Source organism: Streptomyces sp. NPDC051218, from assembly GCF_044455475.1.
GTDB lineage: Bacteria > Actinomycetota > Actinomycetes > Streptomycetales > Streptomycetaceae > Streptomyces.
Genome location: NZ_JBITEU010000001.1, coordinates 949,028 through 961,038, shown reverse-complemented (window position 1 = coordinate 961,038; position 12,011 = coordinate 949,028). Strand labels below are relative to the sequence as shown.

General features: G+C 71.3%; 7 protein-coding genes. All 7 read left to right on the top strand.

Translation table 11 applies throughout. The annotated features are described in order from the left end of the window. Positions 1-14 precede the first annotated feature (14 nt). The 7 genes from ACIBCK_RS04395 to ACIBCK_RS04365 all read left to right on the top strand — a co-directional run bounded on the left by ACIBCK_RS04395 (position 15) and on the right by ACIBCK_RS04365 (position 11,936). Positions 15-1,625, top strand: a complete 1,611-nt coding sequence (locus ACIBCK_RS04395; RefSeq protein ID WP_399386598.1) for a CHAD domain-containing protein — start codon at positions 15-17, stop codon at positions 1,623-1,625. A gap of 64 nt (positions 1,626-1,689) precedes the next feature. Next, positions 1,690-3,612 (top strand): TIGR03960 family B12-binding radical SAM protein, encoded by a 1,923-nt coding sequence (locus ACIBCK_RS04390; RefSeq protein WP_399386597.1) that lies wholly within the window; start codon positions 1,690-1,692, stop codon positions 3,610-3,612. Between the two features lie 42 nt (positions 3,613-3,654). Continuing rightward, the gene (locus ACIBCK_RS04385) at positions 3,655-4,179 is read left to right on the top strand and encodes a GNAT family N-acetyltransferase (protein ID WP_399386595.1); all 525 of its coding nucleotides are present in this window, start codon (positions 3,655-3,657) and stop codon (positions 4,177-4,179) included. 37 nt (positions 4,180-4,216) lie between these two features. Continuing rightward, positions 4,217-5,467 carry a hypothetical protein gene (locus tag ACIBCK_RS04380; protein WP_399386593.1) on the top strand — a complete coding sequence of 417 codons (1,251 nt, stop codon included), beginning with the start codon at positions 4,217-4,219 and terminating at the stop codon, positions 5,465-5,467. A 46-nt stretch (positions 5,468-5,513) separates the two neighbouring features. After that, entirely contained in the window at positions 5,514-6,317 is an 804-nt protein-coding gene (locus tag ACIBCK_RS04375; RefSeq protein WP_399386591.1) for a TIGR03936 family radical SAM-associated protein, read from the top strand. A gap of 236 nt (positions 6,318-6,553) precedes the next feature. Beyond that, positions 6,554-10,405: an Rne/Rng family ribonuclease gene (locus ACIBCK_RS04370; RefSeq protein WP_399386589.1), complete on the top strand. Its 3,852-nt coding sequence runs from the start codon at positions 6,554-6,556 to the stop codon at positions 10,403-10,405. Between the two features lie 181 nt (positions 10,406-10,586). Continuing rightward, positions 10,587-11,936, top strand: a complete 1,350-nt coding sequence (locus ACIBCK_RS04365) for a phospholipase D-like domain-containing protein (RefSeq protein ID WP_399386588.1) — start codon at positions 10,587-10,589, stop codon at positions 11,934-11,936. Positions 11,937-12,011: the final 75 nt, after the last annotated feature.

Sequence of the window (12,011 nt, the reverse complement as noted above, 5' to 3'; positions counted from 1 at the left end):
TCTAGATTCGGTTCATGGCGGAGACAAAGCGGGAAATCGAGCGGAAGTACGACGTCGAAGCAGCCGCAGAGCTGCCTGACCTGACCGGTGTCGCCTCAGTGGCGAAGGTCGTCGACCAAGGTGTCGTCGCACTGGACGCCGTCTATCACGACACGACCGACCAACTCCTGCTCTCGGACTCGATCACGCTCCGCCGCCGCACGGGCGGCGACGACGAGGGCTGGCACCTGAAACTGCCGGTGTCCCGCATAGAAGGCGCGCGGGACGAGATCCAGGCACCCCTGTCGGACTCGGTGCCTTCCGAGCTGTCCGAGCTGGTGCGCTCCCGGGTGCGCGGCGCCGAACTCGTCCCCGTCATGCGGCTGTTGACCGCGCGGGACCTGCGTCACCTCCTCGACGGCAAGGGCGCGCTCCTGGCCGAGCTGAGCATCGACCGGGTCAGGGCCGAGCGGCTCACGGAGGGCGGCGGCACCGCCGAGTGGGCCGAGATCGAGGTGGAGCTCGCGGACGGAGTTGATCCCGTGCTGCTCGACGCGATCGAGAAGGAGCTGAAGAAGCTCGGCGTCGAGCGGTCGGCGGCCGCGTCGAAACTGGCCAAGGCCCAGGCGGGGACGGCGCTGAGCGCGGCCAAGCAGCTGGTCGCGGAGGGCACGCTGAAGCCTGCCAAGGGCAAGAAGGGGCAGAAGGGTGAGCAGTACACCGTCACCCTTCCGAAGGACTCCGCCGTGCAACCTGACCCCGTCACCGCTGCCGACCACGTCCTCGCTTACGTCCGCACCCAGCGCGACGCCCTCGTCGCCCTCGACCCCGACGTCCGCCGCGACCTGCCGGACTCCGTGCACCAGATGCGGGTCGCCACGCGCCGCATGCGCAGCGCGTTCCGCTCGTACCGGAAGCTGCTCGATCGCTCCGTCACCGACCCGATCGGCGGTGAACTGAAGTGGCTCGCGGGCGAACTCGGCGTGGACCGCGACCAGGAGGTCCTGGCCGAGCGGCTCACCGGCCGCATCGACGCCGTGCCGGGGACGCTGCTCCTGGGTCCCGTGCGGGCCCGCCTGAGTATCTGGAACGTCGGCGGCTCCGTCGACGCCCGGAGCAGGACCGTCGCCGCGCTCGAAAGCCGCCGGTACGTGCAGCTCCTCGACTCCGTGGACGCGCTGCTCGCCGACCCGCCGCTGCGCAAGGCCGCCACCGCGTCCCCCGGCAAGGCGCTGCCCAAGGCCGCCCGGAAGGACTTCGCCCGCCTGGAGGCCCGCATCGAACACGCCCTCGCGCTCGCGCCAGGGGAGGAGCGTGACGTGGCGATGCACGGCGCCCGCAAGGCCGCCAAGCGCGCCCGCTACGCGGGTGAGGCGGCGAAGCCCGCGCTCGGCAAGCCCGCCAAGCGGTTCGCGAAGCGGATGAAGGCCGTCCAGAAGGTGCTCGGCGATCACCAGGACAGCGTGGTCGCGCGCGAGGCCCTGCGGAACCTCGCGATCCAGGCCCACGCGGCGGGCGAGACCGCCTTCACCTGGGGTCTTCTGTACGGCCAGGAGGAGGCCAGGGCCGCCGAGCGGGAGAACGAGCTGCCGGCGGTATGGCACCGGGCCTCCCGGCCCAAACTGCGGTCGGCATTGGGCGGCTGAGTACCAGGGTACGCTTGATGGTCACCCCTGCCAGATCATGAGAACCCTGCCGAAAGACGCTGTGATGCCTGTCGAGTCCGTCTTCCCACGCCTGGAAGCGCTTCTCCCGCACGTCCAGAAGCCCATCCAGTACGTCGGCGGAGAGCTCAACTCCACCGTCAAGGACTGGGACGCGTGTGACGTCCGCTGGGCGCTCATGTACCCCGACGCGTACGAGGTCGGGCTGCCCAACCAGGGCGTCATGATCCTCTACGAGGTACTGAACGAGCGCGAGGGCGTCCTCGCCGAGCGCACGTACAGCGTCTGGCCGGACCTCGAAGAGCTGATGCGGGAGCACGACGTCCCGCAGTTCACCGTGGACAGCCATCGCCCGGTCAGCGCGTTCGACGTCTTCGGGCTCAGCTTCTCCACCGAGCTCGGCTACACGAACATGCTTACGGCCCTGGACCTGGCGGGCATCCCGCTGTCGGCCAAGGACCGCACGGTCGACCACCCCATCGTCCTCGCCGGAGGCCACGCGGCCTTCAACCCCGAGCCGATCGCGGAGTTCATCGACTGCGCGGTCATCGGCGACGGCGAGCAGGCCGTGCTCGACATGACCGCGATCATCCGGGAGTGGAAGGCCGAGGGCCGCCCCGGAGGCCGCGAGGAGGTCCTCTTCCGCCTCGCCAGGACCGGCAACGTCTACGTCCCCGGGTTCTACGACGTCGAGTACCTCCCGGACGGGCGGATCGGCCGCGTCGTACCGAACAAGTCCGGTGTCCCGTGGCGCGTGTCCAAGCACACCGTCATGGACCTGGACGAGTGGCCCTACCCCAAGCAGCCCCTGGTGCCGCTCGCGGAGACCGTCCACGAGCGCATGTCCGTGGAGATCTTCCGCGGCTGCACCCGCGGCTGCCGCTTCTGCCAGGCCGGCATGATCACGCGCCCCGTGCGGGAGCGAAGCATCACCGGCATCGGCGACATGGTGGAAAAGGGCCTCAAGGCGACCGGCTTCGAAGAGGTCGGCCTGCTGTCCCTGTCCTCCGCGGACCACACCGAGATCGCGGACGTCGCCAAGGGCCTCGCGGACCGGTACGAGGAAGACAAGATCGGCCTCTCGCTGCCCTCGACCCGCGTCGACGCCTTCAACATCGACCTGGCGAACGAGCTGACGAGGAACGGCCGCCGTTCGGGCCTGACCTTCGCCCCCGAGGGCGGCAGCGAGCGGATGCGCAAGGTCATCAACAAGATGGTCTCCGAAGAGGACCTGATCCGCACCGTCGCGACCGCGTACGGCAACGGCTGGCGCCAGGTGAAGCTGTACTTCATGCTCGGCCTGCCCACCGAGACCGACGAGGACGTCCTGCAGATCGCGGACATGGCGGCGAACGTCATCGCCAAGGGCCGCGAGGTCGCGGGCAACGACATCCGCTGCACGGTCTCCATCGGGGGCTTCGTACCCAAGCCGCACACGCCCTTCCAGTGGGCCCCGCAGCTGTCGGCGCAGGAGACGGACGCCCGCCTCACGAAACTGCGCGACAAGATCCGCGGCGACAAGAAGTACGGCCGCTCGATCGGCTTCCGCTACCACGACGGCAAGCCCGGCATCGTCGAAGGCCTGCTCTCGCGCGGCGACCGCCGCATCGGCTCGGTCATCCGCGCGGTCTACGAGGACGGCGGCCGCTTCGACGGCTGGCGCGAGCACTTCAGCTACGACCGCTGGATGGCCTGCGCCGAGAAGACGCTGCCCGAGTTCGGCGTGGACGTCGACTGGTACACCACGCGTGAGCGCACGTACGAGGAGGTCCTGCCCTGGGACCACCTGGACTCCGGTCTCGACAAGGACTGGCTCTGGGACGACTGGCAGGACTCGCTCGACGAGACCGAGGTCGAGGACTGCCGCTGGACCCCGTGCTTCGATTGCGGCGTGTGCCCGCAGATGCAGACCGAGATCCAGATCGGCCCGACCGGCAAGAAGCTCCTTCCGCTGTCGGTCGTGAAGTAGATGGCGCGGCCGGGGCCGGTGGCCGGAGCGGGTCCTCGACTCGTGCCGCCCACCGGCCTCGTGCATCACTCCTTCATCGCCGCGATGGAGGAGTTCCGCGCCGAGGGGCGCGGCGGCGATGACGACGACACGACGCTCGGCCGCACCCTGCGCGACTACGGCGACAAGTGGCACGACCCGGTGGTCTTCGAGCGCTACGTGACCGAGGTCCGCGCCGCCACGCACCCCGCCGAGCCGCTCGCCGTCCCCGTGACGACCCTCTGGTACGCGCAGGGGGCCGACTACTTCGGCCGCCTCGCCATCCGGCACAACATCAACACGCGCTTCCTGCGCGAGTACGGCGGCCACATCGGCTACGACGTGCGGCCCACCGCCCGCCGCCGCGGCCACGCCACAGCCATGCTGATCGGCTCCCTGCCCTATGCCCGCGCGCTGGGCCTCGCATCGGTCCTGGTCACCTGCGACACCGACAACACCGGTTCGCGCAAGGTGATCGAGGGCGCGGGCGGCGCCTTCGAGGACGAACGCGGCGGAAAGCTGCGGTACTGGATCCCGACCGGCGCCTGACCGAACCAGCACCCACGACTGACGCGTCTAGGACGGCATGGACCTGGAAAAGCAGCCGCTCACCCCACCACGACCACAGGCGGAGGGCTGCCTCGCCGTCGCGATCCGCATCCCGGTGCGGATCGTGGTGCTCGTACTCGTCGTGCCGGTGCGCCTGGTGTGGGACGCCCTCGCCGTGTGCGGCCGATTCCTGTACTTCAGGGGCCTGCGGCCCGTGGGGCGCGCTCTGGCGTGGCTGGGGCGGACGCTGATCGTCACGCCGCTGGCCTGGCTGATGGAGTACGTCATCACGCCGGTCGCACTCGGCGTCACCACCGTCACACTGTGGCTACTCAAGGCCGTGTTCGTGTGGCCCTGGGTGGGTCTTTGGCGGTATGTGCTCGTGCCGGTGGGCAAGGGGCTCGGGTGGCTGGGGCGGGTGCTGGTCGTGATTCCCGCCATGTGGCTGTACGCGTCGGTCCTGACGCCGATCGGGCACGGACTCGCCTGGCTCGCGCGGGGCGTGGGCATCGGCCTCGGGTGGCTGCTCAAGGCGGTCTTCGTGTGGCCGTGGGTGGGTCTTTGGCGGTATGTGGTGGTGCCGGTCGGGGCGGGGCTCGGGTGGCTGGGGCGGGTGCTTGTCGTGATTCCGGTCATGTGGCTGTACGCGTCCGTCCTGACGCCGATCGGGCACGGACTCGCCTGGCTGGCCAAGAGATTGGGAGCGGGCATCGCCTGGAGCGTCCGGGGGATCGGGGCCGGCATCGGCTGGCTGCTGCGGGGCATCGGGACGGTACTCGGCGCCCTGGGACGCTGGATCTTCGTCGTGCCCTCCGTCGCCCTGTGGCGCTGGGTGCTCGCGCCCATCGGGCGGGGCATCGCGGTCGTCGCCCGCGAGATCGGCGCCGCGCTAGGACACGCCTGGCGCGTCGCCGGGTACGTCTCGCTCGCCGTGGGCCGCTTCCTCGGCAGGCTCCTGCGGTGGCTCTTCGTCGACCCGGCGCGCTGGGTGTACCGCTCGGTTCTCACTCCCGTGGGGCACGCGGTACGTGACGGAGTCTGGCGGCCGGCCGTGCGGGCGGTGAAGGACGCGGGCCGCGCCACCCGGCAGGCCATCGCCGCCGCCCGCCGCAGCGTGCGCGAGGCCCGCGCCGACGTACGGCGCATGCTGTTCGGGGCGCCCGAGGAGCGGGTCCCGGTGGGGGCCGTCCCGATGGAGCCCGCTCCGGTGCCGGTGGCCCGGCGGGAACCGGACACGCCCGCGACACGTACTCTAGGTAGCAGTACGACCGCACTCACGAAGGACTAGAACACTGGGCAAGCGACAGCCCGAAGGCCCGCCGCCCGCTCCCGCGGTGCAGCGCATCCGCCTGCGCTACACCAAGCGCGGCCGCCTCCGGTTCACCAGCCACCGTGACTTCCAGCGCGCCTTCGAGCGGGCGCTGCGCCGCGCCGAGGTGCCCATGGCGTACTCGGCGGGGTTCACCCCGCACCCGAAGGTGTCGTACGCCAATGCCGCACCCACCGGCACCGGCAGCGAGGCCGAGTACCTGGAGATCGCGCTCACCGAGCCGCGTGACCCCGACAAGCTGCGCGAGCTGCTCGACGAGTCGATGCCCAGCGGCCTCGACATCATCGACGCCGTCGAGTCCCGCACCTCGGGCCTCGCCGACCGGCTCACCGCGTCCATCTGGGAGCTGCGCCTGACCGGCGTCGAGCCCGCGGACGCGGAGCGTGCCGCCGAGGCCTTCCGGGCCGCTACGAGCGTCGAGGTCCAGCGCCGCGCGAAGAACGGCATGCGGACCTTCGACGCCCGCGAGGCCGTCGTGAGCCTTGAGGCGTTCGCCGCCGACGAGGCGCTCGGTCCCGATGCTGATAGGCCGACCGACCAGCCCTGTGCGATACTGCGGCTGGTTGTTCGGCACGTGACACCTGCCGTACGACCCGACGACGTCCTGTCCGGTCTCCGAGCTGTGGCCGACCTGGCGCCGCCGGTCCCCGCAGCGGTGACCAGGCTGGCGCAGGGGCTTCTTGACGACGAGACCGGCACGGTGACCGACCCGCTCGCGCCCGACCGCGAGGCAGCCACGACCCCACTTGAGCACGACGGGGCCGACGCAGCCGCCGCGAAGGTGCCGGCGACGGAAGGTCCCGCGTAGGGACGAACGTCGAAGCGCCGCCCTTGGACTCGGGAGCCACCTGGGTCGGGCAGCGCACTGACCGAGACTTTCGCCAGGCCGTCCGCATTTGGGCGTACGGAACCGGCGAGACAGACACATAGAGCTCCCGTGCGGCGCCCACGCCCCCGGATGGCGGCCCCGCGTAGGTGAGCGAGGGCCGCGGACATCACCGGACCAGGCGCGGCGCCCGGGAGCGTGACGGGAGAACCGCCCGCATGCATGAGCCGAACGAACCCACTGAGGGCTCGGACAACAACAGCCCCAGCGACACCCTGCCGCCGCGCCGCAGGCGCCGTGCGGCGTCGCGGCCCGCGGGACCGCCCGTGGGCGCCACGGAGGGCGCCGAGGGCGCAGCTCCGGCCATACCGGCCACCCCCGCTGCCGAAGAGCCCGCCGCGGCCGTGACTCCGGAGCCCGCAGCGGCCGAGGAAGCACCCCCCGCCGCGCGCCCGCGCCGTCGTGCCACCCGTCGTGCCTCGGCTCCCGCCGGTGCGCCGCAGGGTGCCGAGACGCCCGCCGAGACGCCGGTGGCCGCCGAGCCCGCCGCCGCCGCGGCCGAGGCCGAGCCCGAGGAAGCAGCTCCCGCCGCGCGCCCGCGCCGTCGTGCCACCCGCCGTGCCTCGGCTCCCGCCGGTGCGCCGCAGGGTGCCCAGACGCCCGCCGAGACGCCGGTGGCCGCCGAGTCCGCCGCCGAGGAGCCCGCCGCCGAGCCGGCGCCCGAGGCGCAGCCGGAGTCCGGTGACGCCGCCCCGCGCCGTGCCCGCCGCCGCGCGACCCGCGGCTCGTCCGCGCCCGCCGCCCAGGCGCAGGCCGCCGAGCAGGCCCCCGCCGCCGAGCCGACGGCCGACGCCGCGCCCGCCGAGGCCAAGCAGACCCCCGAGCCGGAGACCGCCGAAGAGGACGCGCCCAGTGGCCGCCGTCCCCGCCGTGCCACCCGCAAGGCAGCCGCCGGATTCTCGGCGCCCGCCCCCGCGCGCACACGCAAGGCGCGTGCCGGTGACGGCGAGGAGGGTTCCGGAAGGAAGCCGCGGCCGGCCGTCGCCGTCTTCCAGGCGCCGGTTTTCGCCGCTCCGATGTTCCAGACCCCCGAGAGCGCGGCCGCCGCTGCCGCCGCCGAAGCGGTCGACGAGCCCGCCGAAGAGGTCGAGGCCGAGCCCGTGGCCGCCGCCCCCGTGGCGGAGGAGGAGACGGCTCCGCGCCGTCGCCGCCGCCGTGGTCGCGCCTCCGACGAGCAGCCCGCCGACGAGCAGCCCGCGAAGGCCCCTCCCCAGGCTGTGGAGGAGCCCGCCGAGCCCGAAGAGGCCGAGGACACCGCCGCGGACAGTGACACCGACAACGACGACTCCGACGACTCCGGCGAGCGTCACGGCCGCCGTCGCCGCCGTGGTGGCCGTCGCCGTCGCCGCGGTGAGTCCGCGGACGACGCCGGTGACCAGCAGGACGCGGACGCCGAAGCGGACTCCGACACGGACGCCGCCGAGCAGGACGCCGAGCCCGCCGCCGATGAGTCCGACGACGACTCCGACGACAACGGCTCGGGTGCCGGCTCCAGCAGCAGCCGCCGTCGCCGTCGCCGGCGTCGCCGCGCCGGTGACTCCGGCGAGGCCGAGAGCGCGTCGGACGGCGACCCGGAGCGTACGGTCGTCAAGGTCCGTGAGCCGCGCAAGAAGGAAGAGCGCGAGCTCGGCACCGGCGTCGACGAGGTCACGTCCATCAAGGGCTCGACCCGCCTCGAAGCCAAGAAGCAGCGCCGCCGTGAAGGGCGTGAGCAGGGCCGCCGCCGTGTGCCGATCATCACCGAGGCCGAGTTCCTGGCCCGCCGCGAGGCCGTCGAGCGCGTGATGGTCGTCCGCCAGAACGGCGAGCGCACCCAGATCGGCGTCCTCGAGGACAACGTGCTCGTCGAGCACTACGTCAACAAGGAGCAGGCCACCAGCTACGTCGGCAACGTCTACCTGGGCAAGGTCCAGAACGTGCTGCCGTCCATGGAGGCCGCCTTCATCGACATCGGCAAGGGCCGCAACGCGGTCCTGTACGCCGGTGAGGTCAACTTCGAGGCGCTCGGGATGGCCAACGGCCCCCGCCGCATCGAGTCGGCCCTCAAGTCGGGCCAGTCGGTCCTCGTGCAGGTCACGAAGGACCCGATCGGCCACAAGGGCGCCCGCCTCACCAGCCAGGTCTCGCTGCCCGGCCGCTACCTCGTCTACGTGCCCGAGGGCTCGATGACAGGCATCAGCCGCAAGCTGCCCGACACCGAGCGCGCGCGTCTGAAGACCATCCTCAAGAAGATCGTCCCCGAGGACGCGGGCGTCATCGTGCGCACCGCAGCCGAGGGCGCGAGCGAGGACGAGCTGCGCCGCGACGTCGAGCGTCTGCAGCAGCAGTGGGAGGACATCCAGAAGAAGTCGAAGGCGGCCTCTACGAGCGCGCCGGGCCTGCTGTACGGCGAGCCGGACATGACCGTCCGTGTCGTCCGCGACATCTTCAACGAGGACTTCTCGAAGGTCATCGTCAGCGGCGACGACGCCTGGGAGACCATCCACGGGTACGTCTCCCATGTCGCCCCCGACCTGGCCGACCGCCTGCAGCGCTGGACCTCCGAGGTCGACGTCTTCGCGACGTACCGCATCGACGAGCAGCTCATGAAGGCGCTCGACCGCAAGGTCTGGCTGCCCAGCGGCGGTTCGCTGGTGATCGACAAGACCGAGGCGATGATCGTCGTCGACGTCAACACCGGAAAGTTCACCGGTCAGGGCGGCAACCTCGAAGAGACCGTCACGAGGAACAACCTCGAGGCGGCCGAGGAGATCGTGCGCCAGCTCCGGCTGCGTGACCTCGGCGGCATCGTCGTCATCGACTTCATCGACATGGTCCTGGAGTCCAACCGCGACCTGGTCCTGCGCCGGCTGCTCGAATGCCTGGGCCGCGACCGTACGAAGCACCAGGTGGCCGAGGTCACCTCGCTGGGCCTCGTGCAGATGACCCGTAAGCGGGTCGGCCAGGGCCTCCTGGAGTCCTTCTCCGAGACCTGCGTCCACTGCAACGGCCGCGGCGTGATCGTGCACATGGAGCAGCCGACCTCCGCCGGTGGCGGCGGCAAGCGCAAGAAGCGCGGCCGCGGCGGCTCGGAGCAGGGTCAGGAGCACACGCACGACCACGACCACGAGCACGAGGCCACGGACGAGACCGAGGCCGAGGTCGCCGCGGAGGCAGCCGCCCCGGTGGCGCTTCCGGAGCCCGACTTCGTCCCGGACGAGGAGCTGTACAGCAGCGCGTCCGAGGCCGAGGCCGCGGCGTCCCGCGGTGGCCGTTCGCGCCGCAGGGCGACCCGTCGGGCCTCGGCTCCGGCCGGCGCACCGAAGGCGGACGCCGCGCCCAGGGCGGAGAGCGCGCCCAAGGCGGAGAAGCGGTCCAGGTCCCGCAAGGCCGCAACGGCCGAGGACGAGGCTCCGGTGGTCGAGGCCCCCGTGGTCGAGACTCCGGCCGCCGCCGAGGACCCGGTCGTCGAGGTGGCCCCCGAGGCGCCCGCGGACGACGCGGCCCCCAAGGGGCGTACGCGCCGTCGTGCGACCCGCAAGGCGACGTCGCCCGCCGGTTCGCCGAAGTCCGCGGAGAGCGCCGAGCCCGCCGAGGTGATCGTGGCCGAGGCGCCGAAGGCCGAGCCCGTCGCGGAGCCGGTCGCCGAGCCCGTCGCCGCCGAGCCGGTCGCGGACGCCGCTCCGGCCCGCCCGCGCCGTCGTGCGGTCCGCAAGGCCACCGCGCCGACCGCGTCCGAGGAGGCGGCCGTCCTGGTCGTCCCGTCGGCGGAGAAGGCCGCGCAGGCCCCGGAGGCCGGCACGGACCAGGCCGAGGCCGAGACCGAGGAAGCCGCTCCGGCCAAGAAGACGGCGCGTAAGACCGCCGCCAAGAAGGCGCCCGCGAAGAAGGCCGTCGCCAAGAAGACCGCGGCCAAGAAGACGGCCGCCAAGAAGACGACGGCCAAGAAGGCGTCGAAGACGACGAAGAAGACCGCCGCGGCGGAGCAGGCACCGTCCGGTGTCAAGGCCTCCGCGGCCGACGAGGGCTGACCTGGCCCTTCGTCGTTCGTACAGGTGACCGGGCGCCCCCGGTGTGGTGATGTGGCCACGCCGGGGGCGCCCGTCTGTTGGCACGTGGTGAAGTACCTGTAAAACTCATGCGGTTGGTGAAGAAACACACGCGCGTGACGTCCGGGGAGACGTCGCGCTCGTGTCAGGGAGGGGACGCACGATGGCGCAGGGACGCCTGAAAGGCACGGGACGTCACCGTGCCGTGAAACAGATCAAGGGCGGACGCCAGGCAGTAGCGCTGGCCACCGTCCTGTCGGCGGCGGGTATCCAGTCCGTCAGCGCCGTGGGGACGGCGGCGGCCGACGGGGAGCCGCCGCTGGTGGAGGCACCGCTCTTCAACGACCCGAAGGGCACCCCGGAGCAGCAGCACGCGATCCGGACCCGGCTGATCGACCTGACGAACGCCGCGGTGCCCGGTTCGACCATCAAGGTCGCGGTCTACCACGTGTGGGAGGCCTCGGTCGTCGACGCGCTCGTGGCGGCCAGACACCGGGGCGTGAACGTGCAGATGGTGCTCGACGAGACCAGCAGGAGCGACCGGCCCACGAACACCTCGTACGCCAGGCTCGCGACGGAGCTCGGCACCGACCGCAACAAGCCGTCGTTCGTGACGCTCTGCCCGGCCGACAAGTCCTGCCTGGGTGATCCCAAGTACGGCAAGTCGATCATGCACAACAAGTTCTGGCTGTTCTCGCAGGTCGAGGGCGCCAGTGACGTCGTCGTACAGACCACGTCGAACTCGACGCCGTCCGCGCACACGAAGTTCTACAACGATGCGCTGCAGCTCCCTAACAACCCGACGATGTACGAGGCGTACGCCGACTACTTCGCCGAGATGATCCGCAAGGACTGGCGGAACTGGGACTACCGCACGGTGAGCGACGGCCTCTACAAGGCGTATTTCTTCCCGCGCTCCGGCACGGTCAACGAGACCGACACCATGTACTCGGTCCTGAACAACGTGCAGTGCAATTACAAGGACGCGGCGGGGGTGGCCAGGCACACCAACATCCGTGCCTCGATCTTCAAGATCACCCGTAAGCAGATCGCCGACAAGCTCGTCTCGCTCAAGAAGGCGGGCTGCACGGTCAGCATCGTCTACGCCGAGACCGACAGCGCCAAGAGCCAGGGCGGCACCCCGGGCACCTGGGAGGCCCTGCACAAGGCCGGCGGGCCGACCGTGCGCTGCTTCAACGACGACCGGGACCCGCTGCACCCCGGCACCAAGCTGACAACGCCCTACATCATCCACTCGAAGTACCTGCTCATCGACGGCATGTACGACGGCAAGCAGAACAAGCTCTCCTTCACCGGCTCGCAGAACTACACGGCTCCGGCGCTGCGCGAGAACGACGAGGCGATCGTGAAGGTCGACGACGATTCCGTGCACGACGCGTACCGCGGCCACTTCGACCGGGTAGGGGCCGTCGCCTGGCCGGGCAAGGCCGACAGCACCGACCTGTGCAAGGGCGTCAAGCCGCTGCCGCCGGACGGTGAGAAGCCGGTTTGACCCGTCCGGCCCAGCCCCGTAATCTTGACCGTCGGCGTGTTACTAGGCACGTCATACCCCTGTAAACCTGATTTC

Bases quoted from the DNA above. Each gene is read 5' to 3' on its own strand.
- ACIBCK_RS04380 (WP_399386593.1), top strand. From the start codon at position 4,217: ATGGACCTGGAAAAGCAGCCGCTCACCCCACCACGACCACAGGCGGAG.
- ACIBCK_RS04365 (WP_399386588.1), top strand. From the start codon at position 10,587: ATGGCGCAGGGACGCCTGAAAGGCACGGGACGTCACCGTGCCGTGAAA.
- ACIBCK_RS04390 (WP_399386597.1), top strand. From the start codon at position 1,690: ATGCCTGTCGAGTCCGTCTTCCCACGCCTGGAAGCGCTTCTCCCGCAC.
- ACIBCK_RS04395 (WP_399386598.1), top strand. From the start codon at position 15: ATGGCGGAGACAAAGCGGGAAATCGAGCGGAAGTACGACGTCGAAGCA.
- ACIBCK_RS04370 (WP_399386589.1), top strand. From the start codon at position 6,554: ATGCATGAGCCGAACGAACCCACTGAGGGCTCGGACAACAACAGCCCC.